Source organism: Mycoplasma sp. 21DD0573 (genome assembly GCF_034863425.1).
In the GTDB taxonomy this organism is placed as follows: Bacteria; Bacillota_I; Bacilli_A; order Mycoplasmatales; family Metamycoplasmataceae; genus Mycoplasmopsis.
This window is the reverse complement of the sequence record NZ_JAYFEZ010000005.1, coordinates 17214-34994: the sequence shown is the minus strand read 5'-3', so window position 1 is coordinate 34994 and position 17781 is coordinate 17214. Positions and strand designations below refer to the sequence as shown.

Genomic DNA, 17781 nt, shown 5'->3' with positions numbered 1-17781 from the left:
TTATTTATAATAATAAATAATTATGAATACACTACTTAACAAAAATATTAATAAGCAAAATTCAAAAGTTTCAAGAAAAGAAAATCCACAATCATTTTTAGGCTACAAAACTGGTGACGTTGCTTCAGCAAAAATAATTACATCAGGTTCAAAGTTTATAAAACTTCACGACAAATATGGTAATTCATTTTTGATTTACAGAAAAGATATTACAGATTTTACACATCATCAAATGTCAGATTTATTTTCAATTGGCGACATTATCAACTTTATTGTTTTAAATTTTGATAACAATAAAAAACAAGGTTTAGGTTCATTTAAGAAAAATCATCCAAACCATCAAGGGAAAGACTTTTACAAAAGAGAAAAATATTACAATGAACTAAAAGCAACAAAAAATGGATTTAGAAATTTAATTAATTACACAAATAGTTATTTTGTTGAAAATAAGAAATACGACAATAAAAATAATAATCACAAGAATAAGTAGTTAAATGCAAGTAATTTCAATTAAGAAAAATTATTTTCAATCTCAACACGAGTTGCAAATTCAACAAAAGCAAGCTTCAGAAGTAATTGATAAAATTAAATCTTTAAATTTTGATGGTTCATCATATTTAGGTTTCGATGATATTGCATTAAACTTTGGACTCAACGGTGTAGATAAAATAATTCAATTTTGCAACAATTTATATTCAACAAATATTTCTAAGTTAATTATTTGAACTTCTAAAACAATTGAACTGTCAATTAAAGCTGCAATGGAATTTATTTTTGGACAAATCGATATTAATAAGGATAAGAAAATTGAATTAATCTTTATTAATCCATCAATTCCGATTAATAAAATCGAACAGTTAATTCAAACTTTTAAAAATGGAATTGGCGATAACGTTGGTTTTATGTTTTTAAACGAAACCGGAAATAATGATTATGAAAATGAATGAATTTCATACATTACAAATATTTTTGAGCAACATTCAAATGAATTTATGATCAAAAATCATATGTTTTATGTAGGTAGCAAAACTAATTTTTCAAACTTAAGCAAATTTAAATTTGCAAGCAGCAATATTTTATTTGTTTCAAATGATGTCCATCCAGAATATAGTGTATTAAGTGAAATTGGATTATTGATTATGTCGCTTCAGGGGATTAATATTCAAAAAGTTATTCATGGTTATGTTGAAGCTTCAAAAAATATTCTTAATCCTGATGTTTATTTCAACAGAGCACTTGAATTGGCTTTATTAATCAACGAAAGTGTTCTTAAAAACAAAGAAGATGGATTTGCTAATGTTTTTGTTTCATATGATTCATTTTTAAATAATTATTTCGCTTGATTTGCAAATCAATTCAATAATACAACTAAGCAAATTAAAACAATCAGCACATCAATAAACTTTCCACAGCAAATTGCAACTTATACTCAACCATTGCTTTCAGGAAAAGGGAATAAATTTGTTACTTTTGGTTTAATTAAACAAAGATTCTTTGATTATCAGTTATCTTCAAACCTTGAAAATGATGACTTAATTGACAAGTTTCAAAACTTATCAATTAATCAAATTAAAGATGAAACTTATCAAACTTTTGTTAATTATTTATCAAGTTTTAATAACGAAGTTAACTCAATTACAATTGAAATTGCAAACAATTTTGAAGAAACTTTAGGACAATTAATCTCATTATTGTACTGAAGTAGAATATTTTATTGTGTTTTAAATTCACTCAATCCATTTGCAAATTAAAACTTTTAATACTATGAGCAAGCTATAAAAATTAAAAGCTTGCTTTTTTATTTTAGCTTTGTTAAAAATAGTTTAACAATTTTTGCAATTTGCTTGTTTACTCTTTAATTTGGTAAAATTTTATGAAATTAGTTTTATATACACTTATAGTGTATATAAGAGAGGTGATTATGAAAAAACAAAAAAAGTTAACGTTAATTTCATTAGCTGCAATCTTAACTTCAGCTAGTGTTGTTTCTGCGTCTTGTCAAGCACCAGGTTCATCAAAACCAATCGGTAGATGAACTGATTTAAACGATGGTGATGCACCAATCATCAATAAACCTGAACCGGTTGATCCAACTCGTGGAATTAAAATTACTGAACCAGGAGCAAATAATGGCAATGGTTCTCAAAACGGAGGTAATGATTCAAACCAAAACCCTGATGGAAAAACTGATGTTGAACGTGCCAAAGAAAAATTATCTAAACGTCTTGTTTCAAATAACTTCATATCAAAAGATCAAAAAATTAGATATGTTGCATTAGGAGATTCAATCACTGCAGGATATGATGGAGCGCTTCCAAAGGATTATCCAGGTAAATTAGAAGCTAACGGAGAAATCACCGGAGCTTCTTATGCTGCGTTTTTAGCAAGATTACTAAATCAAAATTCAAATAATAGACTTGAATATTTTGAAAACTTCGCAGCTTCTGGTGCTCGTATAGTTGACTGATTTAAAATTTTCGGAATCGACTATGACAACCCTTACAACGACACACCTGATTGACCTGCTGTTAACAAAACTTTCAAAAATAAAAATATGCAAGAAATGGGTCCAATCATCAAGGAACAATTAAAAGAAGCAAACTTAGTAACTATGTCAATTAGTGCTAATGACTTTTTCTTCTTGCTAATTGATACAGTTTCAAAAAATAGACCAATGGAAATTGTTAATGAATTCAGAAAAGAAAAACCTAACTATGGAAAGATTATTGAGTTTTTCAACAAAGTTCTTACAAACACACTTCCAGAAGTTAGAAAAAGAGCTTTACTTTTAGTTAATGAACTTAAAAAACTTGCTCCAAAAGCAAACATTAACTTAGTAGCTTACCCATTACCACTTTCTGGTTTCAAAAGAGCGATTGACAAATTCTTCCAATCTAAATTAGGAAACATTCCAGTAGATCCAACTCAAGTTTTATTACAACAAATTAACAGCTCATTGTATGATGTTGCGAAAATTACAGATGTTAATGTTCTAAATGCATACAATGTTGATTATTGATCTGCTCATTCAGATGAAATTTCTGATGTTTATATTGATATTCACCCTAACACAAGGGGATACAAAAAAATGGCTATGGATATGTATATTAAACTTACATCTCCATCTTTTGACCTCGCAAATTTTGATCCAACTTATAACTTTAACCAAGATTATTTACTCACCGACTCTACAACACTAAAATACCAAATCGAACCTTTTGTATCTAACTTACAATTATTTGGGTCTGATACAAATTCATATTTAGATTCTTCAATTCCATTCATTGATGAAATTAACAAACTTAGAACTCCATACAATTACCCTAATAGACTTTTAAGAATGTCAGCTACATTTAGAAATGTAACTGCTTCAGCAATTAATGGTCTTACAAATAATGAAATTTATAAACAACTTGATCCAGAAGGTAAATTAAAGGAATTAATTCTAGATACAGAAAACAATGGTGAAAATGGTTTTGTTACAATCATTGAATCTATTGTCAATTCAGGATTAATTCAACAAATTTACTTAGATTTCCAAAATGAATTATCAAGATTAAACAGAGAAGACAAACTTGAATTAATGGAAATTCCTCAAATTTTCATTAAATCAGTTCTTAAAGAAGAAAACTTATTCAAACTTATTAGAGCAATTGCGTCTTCAAAATTCATTACATATAAAAAACCTGAATTAATCTCAGCTCTTCAAGGTGTAATTACAAACTTATTTGCGCTAAAAAGTGAAATGATTTCAGATGCAATCACAGGTCTTGCTTACAAATATGTTGAACCTTTCAAAATTGAAAAAGATGATCTTAAATCATTAATCACTCAAATTGTAACTAATCCAAATATTTCGAAAGTTATCGGACTTGCACTTGAAAGTTTCATTAGTAACTCTGAGCAATTTGCACAAGTAGAAAACTTACAACAATTAATCAAAGTTTTCTTATCAGATAAAGAAAATATTAAGAAAATTGCAAACTCAATTTCTGATTTTGCGTGAGACATTGTTTCAAATGATGTTACCAAAAATATCCTTAAAGACATTTTATGAAACTTACTTGAAAACAATGGATTATCAAGCCAACTTATCAAAGCTCAATCAGATAATTTTGTTGATAGTTTATTAAACAATATAACAAGTTTAAAACCAGACTCAATTAAAGAGTTTATTTCAGATTTTATTTCTCAATTTGCTGACTTATTAAATCAAAATGAATCAGCTTCACTTGACAACATTAAACAAATTACAACTCAAGCAGGAAAAATTGCTATTGATAATTTTGTTGCTAAAATGAACAACTCAGATTCTGAAGAAGAAACAAACGAATTTAATGTTTTCAAAATTCTTAAATTCATTAATGATTCAAAATTAGTAACAAATAATCAAACATTTATTAAACAACTTATTAAGAATGTTTTAAACAATCTTGATCGTTTAAACATCCCTTCAATGGTTGCAAAAGCATTATCATCAACAAAAATTACTTCATTTGTAGGTGAAGAAAATATCGATTCACTTGTTAATTCATTGCTTAAAAATCAAAACTTACATAACCTTGTAAATTACTTAGTTGAATCTTATGTAGATAATTTTGCAGAATTTGCTGATGTTGAAGATTTAAACGCATTAATTCAAAAATTATTAGTAATTCCTAACTTAGAAACTGTTAAAGAACACCTTGAGAGATTAGTTGCTGACTTAACTGATGATCAACTTGCTTCTAACTTACTTGGTAATGTACTTAAATCGGTTGCTAAAAAATACAACCAAGCAGCTAGCGATGAACAAATCACAGCATTTGTTAACGACTCAAAAGTTGAATTATTAAACTTTGTAAAATCATTAGACATTATTAATCCACTTATTGATTTTGTGTTTAGTCAACTTGAAACAATTAAAACAAGCAGCACACCTTATGCTGATATAAGGGTATTACCTTCAAAAATTACTGATTTCTTAAAATCAAAATTAGCTTCTGACCCTATTGCTTTAGTTAAAAAAGTTGCTAACTTAGAAACATTTAGTTCTTATGCACCTATCTGAAAAGAAATTATTAAAAATGTATTTACTGAATTAAATGAAAACAATGCGGTTGTTTTAAAAATCAGAGATATTTTAATTTCTACAGTTTCTTCAAATGAAACTTTAGCTAAATATGCAGATATTGATGAAGTCAAAACAATTGTTAACAAGATTTTTGATACAGAACAAATTAATTCACTAATTCCAAATGTTTTTAATTTAATTTTTAACAACATTACAGAATTAAAAACAGTTGAAAACATTACTGACTTAATTAATTTAGTAATCAACAAACCTGAATTCAAAACTATATTAACTTCAAACATCAAACCAATTTTAGATAATGTGGTTACTGATTTAACAATTAACAAAACTCTTACAAAAGTGTTTGTAGTTTTACTTGAAAAAGCAGGATTTACTTACGATGCTAAATTCAATTCAATGTTAAATACTGTATTTGCAAACTTAATGAATAACTTAAGTGCAGATAATAAACTTAACAATTTAATTGCTGAAGTTATTGCGTTATTCGATAATGAAAACATTACATTAAGCAGTTTAACTTCACAATTACCAAATGTAATTCTTAAAAACTTGAAGGTGACAGAATTTGAGTTTATTAAAAATCTTTTAAGTGCACCACTTAGTGACATTGAAAAAGCTTCATTAAAAGAATTTATTCAATCATTATTATCACAACTTAAAACAAATGATAAAGTTTCAGAATTTATTAATAATTTAAATCTTGATTCTGTTGCTACAAAACTTAATGTTTCAGCAGACGAACTTAAACAATTACTTAACGACATTGTTGTTTCAGAACCTCTTGTAAATATCGGAACAAGTTTAACTGACTTTATCTTAAATAACCAAGAACAAATTGCTAACTTATCTTCTTTAACTGATTTAGTGGTTTTAGTTCTTAAGGATGTTAACTTTATTCACGATGTTAAGGGTTCACTTAAAACTGCATTCGATGCATTAAAATCAAATCCAACAATTAAGAAAATGGTTACTGGATTTATAAGTAACCTTGTGAAAACAAATGAATCAATTAGTTGATTACTTCAAGATGTTCAAAACATTGATGGATTACTTTCTGATTTATTTGACTTATTACCAAACTACAGTGATACATTCAACATTTTTGCACATATCTACAGTGGTCTAGAAGAGTTTAATCAAAATGGAAACTACACAAAATTATCCGATTTAGGTACATTAATTTTAAAATCATTTGCAGAAGAATTTGGTGGAGAAAATCAAGAAACAAACATTATCAAAGCAATCAAGATTTTATGTGATAGCTTACTTTCAAAACACAATCAAGATATTAATCAAATTATCAGAAATGTTTACAACAAGATTGCTACTGATTCACAAATGTTTGAATCAATTTTCGCGAAAGTTCCTGCAAACTTAAAAGAAAAGATTGAAAATTATGTTTCATTTGATAACTTAAAAGAATTAGTTAAATTCGTTTTAAACAATGACTCATTCAAAGTTGTATTCTTAAATCAACTTACAAATGTTCTTAATTCAATTGCAACTGCAGAGCAATTTACAACTTACAATGATTTAATAATCACAATTCTTAAAGGGCTTGATTATGAGCAAATGAAATCTAACTTAAGTAATTTCATTTCTGAATTATTTGAAAACGAAAATAACAAAGTTATATTAAAAGAGTTAATCAATAATGTTGTTAAATCAACTCTTCCTGACTTATATTCACAATTAAGCAAAGACTTTGTAAGTGATTTAGTGGATAATTTAATCCCATTATTAAATTCATTAAATATTTATCAACCTGTATTTGACAAGGTATTTGAAGTTCTTTCAAATGCTAAAAATGCAGATGAACCATTAAGTGTAATTAAAACATTACCAAATGAAATTGTTTCATTAATTGTTGCTGAATTTAACAAAGATAAGCAAGCATTTGTAAACAAAATCTTAGCTTCTCCTATTTATTCAGAAAACAAGCAATTCATCAAAAACTTATTACACTACTTAGTTTCAACAATCTTAGTTAAAGATTCAACAATCACAAAATTAACTTCAATGATTAATGATGCAAATTTAGGTGAATTAGTTTCATCAGAAGGCGCATCACAAGTAGCTAACGATGTTTTAAGAAATAGTAATTTACCAACATTACTTAACTCATTAGTTGATGCAATTGTTGATAATGATTTATTAGACTCGATCTTCACAAATCCTAAAGATGTTATTTTCAAAGCTCTTAAAAATTCAAATGTTACAACAGAGCACAAATATGAACTTGCAAGTGTTATTCATACAATTTTAAGTTCAAACGGTTTAGATAAACTAATGCATAAAGCATTAAATAAAATGCTTGCTGACCAAGGTTTATTGTCTTCAGAATTACCGCTTGAATTCTATACAGCACTTAAACAAACATTAAATCAATTAATTAACTACAACCCTACAAACACAATGGTTGATCAATTAATTGAAATCGTTAATGCAGGTCTACAAGAGTCAAATAGTTTAGATGAATTAATCAAGTACATTACTTCAAATGTAAAATCATTATTAAACATTAAAGAATTCGGATACATTAAAACATTATTAAATTCAAACATTTGAAATCACTCAGATCAAATCAAAGAATTAGTTTCTAATGTAATTTCTAAATACTATGTTGATGAAAATATCCAAAAAGTTGCAGCAATGATACCTGTTGCATCAATTGCTGATAAATTAAAAATTGATGCTCAAGTTTTATCAGACTTATTTATTGATATTCTTAAGTCACAAAATACTAAAGACATTATTAATTTAGTAAAAAACTTTATTATTGATAATAATTCAACACTAAGAGAAGCAAACTCATTTGACCAATTAGCTATTGCTATAGCTTCAGATGAAAACTTTGTTGCTTCAATCAAACCAAAAGTTCTAAACATAATTGAACAGATAATGACAGGAACAAATGCACTTGAAAAACTTTCACAAGCTTTAGCAGCATTTATTAAGAACCCGGATTATGCAAAATATTTTGCAGGTGTTCAAGAACCTGAGCAATTAGCTAAAAACATTATTAACATTTACTCAATTATCGATAGAAACTTTGGTGTTTCAGAAATCGCTTTTGATGCTTTAATTAACTACATTAAAAAATCAGGAATTACAAACTTCTCAATTTCATCAGTTATTTCTTCATTTACTAAAACAATTAAGGAAAGAATTTCAGAAGATCCATCTGCATTTGAAACAAAAGTTGTTTCAACATTCAAAGAAGTCATTACTTCTGACTTATTCACAAAGAGCAAGGATGATTTACTAAAAATTATTGACAACATATTCAATGTAATTCCTGCTAACGAATTAGCTACAAGTATTGTTAACCAAATAATGTCAAAAGCAGGAAATTCAATTGAAAACTACTTCTCTAGAGATGAATTAATTGCACTTCTTGAATTTGTCTTAAGTAATGAACACTTTAAAAACTTATTTGAAAAGATTGCATCTAATGCAATTCAAAGAGCAAATGAATTTGTTGATGTAACTTCTTACGTTGATATTATCAAGAAAGCGTTTGTTTTAATTAATCCTCAATCAGTTAAAGAAGATACAACCGGATTATTAAATGGATTATTAACTAACCAAGTTACAAAAGATTTTGTTTATAAATCACTTGTGAAATTATTTGGAACCTTAAACATTGAAGTTACTCCTCAAGTTGATAAATTGTTCAGAGATTTATCAAATAACTTAAAATCAGTTGTTGATTCACTCGAACTTGTAAATCCCGCCTTGGATATCTTCTTCGATAAGTTAACAGAAGCCTCACAAGCTGAAAATAAACAAATCTTAGCTATATTAGGTCAAATTCCACAAGCATTATCAGATTTAATTAACAAACAAGTTCTTTCGGATATTAAAGGATTTGTTGACAGAATCATTAATCTCGACGTTGTTACTGATAACTATGAAACAATTATTAACTTAATTCCTAAAGTAATAATTGCGTTAAGAAATAATGGAACAATTACAAAACTTGTAAATTCACAAATCAAAAAGCTTTCTGATTCAAATACATTATTCAAATACACAACTAAAGAACATTTAGGAAACTTTGTAAATGAACTTATTTCAATTAGTGAGATAGATGATTTACTTATTGAGTTTGTTCCATGATTACTTGAGGATAAATCTTGAACAAATTACATCAATTTACCACTTGATGTAATTGAAAAATTCAAGACTAACTCAGAAAAAACCGAATCACTTAAATCAAAAATTCAATTAATCATTGAAAAAACACTCAAGTTTGACTCAACTAAAGTTATTGTTTTAGATTTAATCAATACATTCGCTAGAAAATACAATATTCAATTAGCCGGAATTAATTTAGATAAAGTTGTAGGTGACTTATTACAAAACTTAAACTCATTTGCAATCTCTGCTAAATTATTACCTAATGTTGCAAATATCTTTGTTGACACATTTATTTCAACTAAAGATACAAACCAAACTATAAGTGCTGTAGTTGAATACATCAAAGGATTACTAAAATCAGATGCATACAACATTGTTAAATCATTATTCAAACATTTATCAACATTAGCAGTTAACCAAGATGAAGTTATTAAATTAGTTAATGCAATAATTGAAACTATTAAAGTTAATGATGAACTTAAAGAAACAATCATTTCTAAGTTACCATTAGATAAATTACTTGAAAGCTTCGGTATTACAAAAGACCAAATCAAACAAGCTTATGATTTAGTTGTAAAAATGCCTGAAGTTAAGGATTTAATCAACACAGTCTTAAGATTCTTATTCAAAAACTGATCAAGTTGAGCTAATGCGAACTCATTTGATGAATTAATTGTGATAATTTTAGAAACACCTGATCTTAAAGAATCAATTACAAACTTAGTTTCTAGAATTATTTACACAATCACAAGAGATCAAAATGTTCAAGATATGGTTGCAACTGCTGCTGTAAGATATCTTCAATCATCACCTTACGCTTCAATTTTCAATGACATCAGCGATCCTACGCATTTAGTTAAATCACTTTTAGCTAACATTGAAGGAATTGATAATGAATTAAACATTATTGAGCAAGTTGCAAATTCTATAGTTAAATTATTATTACAAAGACAAACTAATATCACGACTTTAGATATTACTTCAGCCATTACAAGTGCACTTGGTGCAATTACTAAACAAGAAGGATTCGAACAAAAAGCAATCAGATTGCTTAACTTAGTAATCAACTCACTTAAACAAGCAAATCATCAACAAGATTTATACTCACTTATTACAAATGCACTTCACTTATTTGAGAACAGAATTAACTTAGGTGAAATTATTTGAAATATCTTTGACGACGAAACACATAGTTACCTAGAAGAAAAAGTTATTTCTCAAGATTCATTTGTACAGTTAGTTAACTCAGTTGTGACTTCTGATGAATTAAAAGCATTAATCACAGAAGTTTCAAGTTACATTGTTGAAAATAACCAATTCCTAGAAAACACAACTACTTTCTACGATATTCTTAAGATTTACTTAAATGTAAATGAAAATGTTAAAAGATTTGGTGATTTAGTTGAGGGAATAATTGTTAAAACACTTAACAATGACATTAGTAAAGGTGTTGTTAAAAAATTACTTAATAGATTTATCAACTTCCTTGAAATTCCAAGAACAAGTGAACTTGAAGAATTTATTCCTACATTAATCGATAACTTACCAGTTATCTTACAACGTGCCGGAATATTCAGATCAGTTGTAGATAGCATTGTTTCGACATACAAAAAATCAGCTTCATTCAGTGAATTTGGTTCAAGTGTTGTAGGAGCAGTTGTTAAAGGAATTGACTTTACAACATTCAATACAGTTAAGAAGATTCTTCTTGATCCGTTTATTCAAGATAATAAACAAAAAATTATCGACTTATTCAGAAGCATCATTACACAAATGCTTAATAATAAACAAAAATTAACAAGAGTTATTTCTCAATTTGGTTTAGGAAAAGCGTTATTAGGTACAAACGATTACGACACAGCAATTAACAATATGGCTGTTAATGCATTAGGAAACGAAAACTTAATTAACTTATTAGTTACAGTATTCACTGATGTACTTGATAGATCAGAAGATTATGCTAAACGTAATTCATTCTCATCTGTGCTTAATGAAATCTTTGTTTCACCTAAATCACCTCAAATTAAGCAATATATTGTTCAATGAGTTAACCACATTTTAGATAATGAAGATGCTGAAATTTCTCATGGTATAGGACTTATTATTTCAAATATGTTCAAAGGAATGGGATTTGCATTTAATGATTCAGATTCACAAATCTTTGACAACATGGTTTCAGGATTATTCAAAACTCTTAGAGGTTCAGATGAACTTAGAACTATTGTTGACAATATTTATGAATTAATTCAAAAAACTGACTTTGAACAAATCGAAGACAGAATTAAAGCTCTTAAAGATATTGTTATTCATGGTATTATGTCAATCATCTTGAATAAAAATGGAAACATTTCAATGAATAAAATTCTCGAAAAAGGACCATTCGTTGGAAAAATTATCAAGAATATGGGTAATGGTACTTTTGTCAAATTTATCAACAGATTGTTTGAAAGCTCAACATTACAACCTGAAAAAACTGGTATTTACAAGATTATTGATGGTCTGATGAATCCAAATCAATCTTCATCATCCTCATCATCTTCATCTAACAATAATCAAGGAAGCTCATCATCACCAAAATACAAATTTGAGTTTGACGTAAGTATTTTTGAAATTGTGGGTAGAGTTAAAGAATTTATTAAAGAACTTTACATTCCTATCTGAGAATATATGTTTGAAGAAATTCAATCAGGTAGATATAACACAAGTCTTAGAAATAATGCTTACAAACAAAATGATGCATATAAAGCAGTTTTCAGATTTACGACATTTGCTTTATGAGCCGCTAAAGAAAAAGGAAATATTTCAGATTTCTTATTCTGAAACGGAACAACTCTTGAACTCGAAAACATCTTCCTTGATGGAACTGAAATGGCTTGAACAACAGTTAAAAATAGACACGCTCAAGAATTCAATAGATGAACAGAAGAGCAAAAACGTGCATTTGGTAAAGCAGAAAGAGGAAATGGTTACAACTATGAATTTATAGTTGGAAACAGATCTAACAGTACAAATAACTCGAACTATTGAAAAGATCAAGTTTTAGTTTACATCTACTATAGAAAAACAAAACCTATTGATAAATTCACAAGAAAAACTAAAACAGAAATTCTTTACGAAATGCTTAGAGATGGTTACATTAATAAAAATTAATCTCTAGTTTCAAAGTGCTACACATCAGTTGTGTAGCGCTTTTTAATATAGATTTGACCCTAAAACTTTTAACTTTGAAATAATGAAAAATGTAATACAATAGATTACAAGAGTTTTAAAACTACTCTTACAAAAATTAACAAATATATCAGTAAGTATGGATTCACTTGGGTGTGCTAATCATAGTGCTAGGTGCTCGAAATATTTACGTAGCAAAACAAACTAAAAGGAAATTAAAATTATGAACAACGCAGAAAACAAAAAAGAAAATGTTAAAGTTGTTGAAAAACAACAAAGAACACCAATTGTTTCAAAAACAAAATTATTAGAAGCCGGAGCATACTTCGGACACAAAACTCACGCTTGAAACCCAAAAATGAAAGATTACATTGTTCCAAACAAAAAGAACAAAGGATCACACATTATTGACATTATCAAAACACAAAAATACTTAGAATACGCTTACTCATTAGTAAACACATTAGCATCTAAAAATGCACAATTTATTTTTGTTGGTACAAAAAAACAAGCTAGAGAAGCAGTTAAAGAAGCAGCTGAAAGAACAAACTCATTATACGTAACAGAAAGATGATTAGGTGGTACATTAACAAACAACCAAACAATCATGTCACGTGTAAACAAAATGAAAGAATTAGAAGCTAAAGCAGCTAACGGATTTGCTGGATACACAAAGAAAGAAGCTTTAGACTTACAAAAGAAATTAGATAAATTACACAAAAACTTAGATGGAATCAGAAACATGAACAGATTACCACAAGTAATGATTGTTGCTGATCCAAATGAAGATGCAATCGCAGTTAAAGAAGCTAAAAGAAAGAAAATCAAAGTTATTGGTATTTTAGATACAAATGCTAACCCAGATTTATTAGACTTCGGAATTCCTGCAAACGATGACTCTTCAAAATCAATCGCTTTAATTATGACAATTTTAGCTGACGCTATTGTTAAAGCACGTGGTGGACAAGTTAAATTTGCATACCAAGAAGACGATAAAGTTGTTTTACCTTCATTCCAAAAACAAGAAGAAAACTCAAACAACTAATTAATCACAAAATAATTTAATTAAGGAGTAATCATGGCAGACATGAAAATGGAAAAAATTAAAGAATTAAGAGCTAGAACAAATTCAGCCTTAATCGATGTTAAAAAAGCATTAGAAGCTACAGAATACGACATTGAAAAAGCTATTCAATGATTAAAAGAAAATGGAATTGTTAAAGCTGCTAAAAAAGCAGGTCGTATTACTGCTGAAGGTGCAGTTTCAGCTCATGGAACAGATAAAGAAGCTGTTATGGTTGAAATTAACTCAGAAACCGATTTCGTTGCTAAGAACGACAAGTTCCTTAACTTATTAAACGAAGTTACAAAATCAGTTTTTAAATCAAAGGCTAACACCTTAGAAGAAGCCTTAGCTACAAAAATGAATGACAACGAAACTGTTGAACAAGCTTTAATTCAAGCTACATCAGTTATTGGAGAAAAAATTTCTCTTCGTCGGATTCAAAGAGTAGTTGCTGAAGAAGACCAAGTTTTAGGTATATACGTTCATGTTAACCGTCAAGTTGCAGCAGTAGTTACAGTTAAAGGTAACAATGTAGAAGCTGCTAAAAACGTGGCAATGCATGTTTCAGCTATGAATCCTGAATTCACATTAGTTTCAGATATCCCTGCAGAAAAATTAGAAGAAATCAAAGCAGGATTTGAGAAACCAAATGGTTTTGACTCTAAACCAGAAAAAATACAACAACAAATTACAGAAGGTTGATTAAACAAACAATTATCAGAAATCGTTTTAGCTAAACAACCTGTTGTTGTTGACGATTCAGTATCAGTTGAAAAATACTTATCAAATCACAATGATGAGTTAGTTTCAGCTGTTAGATTTGAAGTTGGTGAAGGTATTGAAAAAGTTCAATCAAACTTTGCTGACGAAGTAGCTGGAATGGTTGTTAAGTAGTTCTTACTTAACTTCTATTTTGATATAACGCATATTCTAATCACTTGGAATGTGCGTTTTTCTTTATAAATTAATAAATTAATTTATAATAAAACTTATAAAATCAAATTAACTAAAAAAATCAATAAAACAAAGGATAAATCATATGAAAGCAAGATTAAAATCATTAGTTTTAGGTTTAAGTGGTGCAGCATTACTTTCACCAATGTTATTAGTATCATGTAATAACTCATCAAGCTCACAAAAAAGTCAAGCAGAACTTAAAGCAGAAAAAGCAAAATTAAACACAGATATTCAAGCTGAATTTAACAAATACAGTTCAGTTGCTAAATCTGGAGACAGCTTAGATCAATTAGTATCAAAAAAACAAAATGAATTATTTGCTTTAATTGCTGAATTAGATAAAAAAGAAGTTTTATCAGATTCAGACGTTAAGAAATTAGCTGACTTTTTACAAACATTAAAAGATCAAGCTGCAGACGTATTATTACGTGGATTTGTTGATAAAAACTTAGAAGTTGTTGCAATCGAAAAACAACTTGAAGCAGCTAAAAAGGAATTAGAAGATCTTAAAGCCGACACTGAAGGTGCAAACAAGGAAACATTAGCAGAAAAAGAAAGAGAAATTCAGGCTCTTAACGATCAATTAGAAATTGCTAAAAACGAATTAGAAGATGTTAAGTCAAAAATGGTAAAGAGAGCTCCTTCAGGTAAGCAATCATTACTTAAAATCACAAAAGCAATTCTTTTCTACTTAAGCTCATTTAAATCAAAATACCCTGAACTTTATAAATCAAACCAATCAATCATTGATGGTGCTGTTTCAACATGAGAAAAAAGTAGTAAAGAATATGAAGCTCAAGAAGATGACTACAATAACATTAACTATTTCTATGCTCAAACAATGTATGCTTTAAACTGATATACAATTATTAAAAATTACTTCCCTGAAGCTAAAGTTGAAATGCCGTTTCCTAAAGAAGAATTCATGAATTCATTATTCCAATGAAGAATTAAAGATTTAGAAAATGTTGCAGTTAACTTATCAAGTATGGATCGTTCAACTTTATCAGCTGAAGAAAGTGCAAAAGTTGATGAAAACATTCAATTAGTTAATGGTGTTAAAACAAACTATGAAGAAGCATTAAATACATCTACAAACTTAGACGAACAATTTATTAACTTCCAAGCATTAGAAATTCAATTCTGAAGCAAATACATTTACAACACAAATTCATTCAATGAATATAAACCTTCATTATTGGTTCCTTCATTAAGAATTTCTAAGTTCCCATTATCAAATGAAATAATTGATGCAGAAGTTTTAGAGCAATTAAAACCAGTTTCTAAAGAAATCGCAGACAAGTTCTCAGAATTCTACACAAACACAGGATTTAAATACTTACCTTCAGTTTACTACACAAATCTTTACAACCAATTCCGTGATGATCTTTTCAATGTTATTAGATACCAATTTATCCCTAAGCAAACCACATTAGAGGGGTTATTATACGTTCTTTCAAAATCGGAAAATGATTTATCAAAATACAATATTGATACAACACAAATTCTTGCTGATATTAACGCAAAAGCTAACGAAATGTATAACGGAGCCTACAGCGGTAGCACATACGCTCTATACAATAGAAAAGTTAAGGCAAAATGAAATGAACAAATGTATGATGGAGATGAAAATTCAGCAATTTACAAATCATATAAAAAATTCAATACATGAGCTGTTAAGCAAATGAACGAAATTAAAGCTCTTTCACAAGAACAATTTGTTTCAGCAGTTGATAGATATATGTTAATTAAAGCTTTTGACTTTAAATTACAGACATTAGTTAACTTATTTGAATACTGAAAACTTCAAGGGATTGATCCGAAATCAGAAGAAATGGAAGCTGTTTTACAACTTTCAAAATCAGCTTCAAAATATCAAGCAAGAATTAAATCTGCAGAAGATACAATCGCTGATTTAGAAGCTATCAAAGCAAAATTAAAAGAATTAGTAAGTTCATACAATTTAGATACAATTAACCATCCAGATTACACAACAATTGAACAATACTCATCTACTCTAAATGAAGATAAAGCTAAAGTTCAAGCGGTTATTGATACATATTCAGCATTAACAGGAACTGATGGAATGTTTGAATTTACATTTAGCGAAATTACAGACTTTTTCAATAGTGCTGTAGACAATTTCAGAACAATTATTAATAAATGAGATCAGTTTGTTGCTGATTCTAATACAGAAGGTTTTGCAGAAACTTACAAAGTTTTAGCTGACTTCAAAACAGTATTAGAACAAAAAGTTGGTGATGAAAACGACGGTAACATGGATATGCTTTACGTAAAATTTGCTGACATTTACCAAGACAACAGATCAGGTGATAAATACACAAATGGTTTAGCTTTATTAGATGAATATACAGCATTTGCTAACTCTTTAAAACACGGCGAATTCGCAAATGAAACAGATGCTAGAGCATATTTAAACGACAAATACTCACAATTTGAGCAATTAAATGGAAAAATGACAGCTGCTAGAGAAGAAGGTGGAGTATTTTATGCATTAGATGATTACCAAGGATTCACAAGCGAATTAGACTATGAATGAGCTGAATTTGCAACTACATTTAGAGATCACGCTTATGATTCAATGTCTCTTGATGACTTAAATTCTAAAGTTGCTTCACTTAATGAAAAATCCGTTGAATATTCAGCTAACTTTGGTAAATTACCAGCTACTGGTGAAACATTTATGAAACTTATTGCAGGTGATATTGAAAGAGAAAACTCAAACATTGAAAACTTTAGAAGACAAGATAAGAAAGCAAAACAAAGTTTATATATTGTTCCGGGTCAAGAAATTTATGCATTCATTAGACAAATTTATAAATCAGTTTCAGCCGAATTATCAGAAACTTCAATTAGCGAAGATCACCAAGATAAAGTTGTTTATGACGCAACACACAAAGCTATTGATAATTTAGTTAAAAAAGATTTAACATTTAGAAACATAATTTTTGCTAACGCTGATGGTTTTGAATACTTAACAGATGAACAAGAAGCATCAGGAAAACCTAAATCAGAGTTATACACAGAAATGATGAATTTAGAATCAGCTTACTATCAAGCAAACTTAGCGTACTTAAAAGCTGATGACAATTCAAAAGATGAGAAAAAACAACAATTACAGCAAGCTAGAGTAGCTTACTACAACTTCTTAAATTCAGATAATTTCTCAATTTCAAGAAGTTCATACTTAAAATTCAATTTAAATGTTTACCGAACATATGACGATGACAGTGAATTTACACCATTTGATTTAGCATTATTATTTGCTCAATACGATGGTTCAATTGAATTATTAAGATTCGTTGAGAATACATACATTAAAAACAATCAATAATTTATTTAGTTAAAAACT

General features: G+C 28.2%; 6 protein-coding genes. All 6 read left to right on the top strand.

The annotated features are described in order from the left end of the window. Nucleotides 1–22: 22 nt before the first annotated feature. A complete protein-coding gene (locus VBM86_RS00985) occupies nt 23–490 on the top strand; it encodes a hypothetical protein (protein ID WP_323177580.1) in 468 nt (155 codons plus the stop codon). 4 nt (nt 491–494) lie between these two features. After that, complete coding sequence (locus tag VBM86_RS00980) at nt 495–1751, top strand: hypothetical protein (RefSeq protein ID WP_323189559.1); 1257 nt, start codon at nt 495–497, stop codon at nt 1749–1751. A gap of 170 nt (nt 1752–1921) precedes the next feature. Then, nucleotides 1922–12367, top strand: a complete 10446-nt coding sequence (locus VBM86_RS00975) for an SGNH/GDSL hydrolase family protein (protein WP_323189082.1) — start codon at nt 1922–1924, stop codon at nt 12365–12367. 241 nt (nt 12368–12608) lie between these two features. Then, nucleotides 12609–13430, top strand: a complete 822-nt coding sequence (rpsB, locus tag VBM86_RS00970; RefSeq protein WP_323176468.1) for a 30S ribosomal protein S2 — start codon at nt 12609–12611, stop codon at nt 13428–13430. Nucleotides 13431–13463: 33 nt separating this feature from the next. Beyond that, the gene (gene tsf, locus VBM86_RS00965) at nt 13464–14345 is read left to right on the top strand and encodes a translation elongation factor Ts (RefSeq protein WP_323177577.1); all 882 of its coding nucleotides are present in this window, start codon (nt 13464–13466) and stop codon (nt 14343–14345) included. Nucleotides 14346–14490: 145 nt separating this feature from the next. Beyond that, the gene (locus VBM86_RS00960; protein WP_323189558.1) at nt 14491–17763 is read left to right on the top strand and encodes a coiled-coil domain-containing protein; all 3273 of its coding nucleotides are present in this window, start codon (nt 14491–14493) and stop codon (nt 17761–17763) included. The last annotated feature ends 18 nt before the right edge of the window (nt 17764–17781 follow it).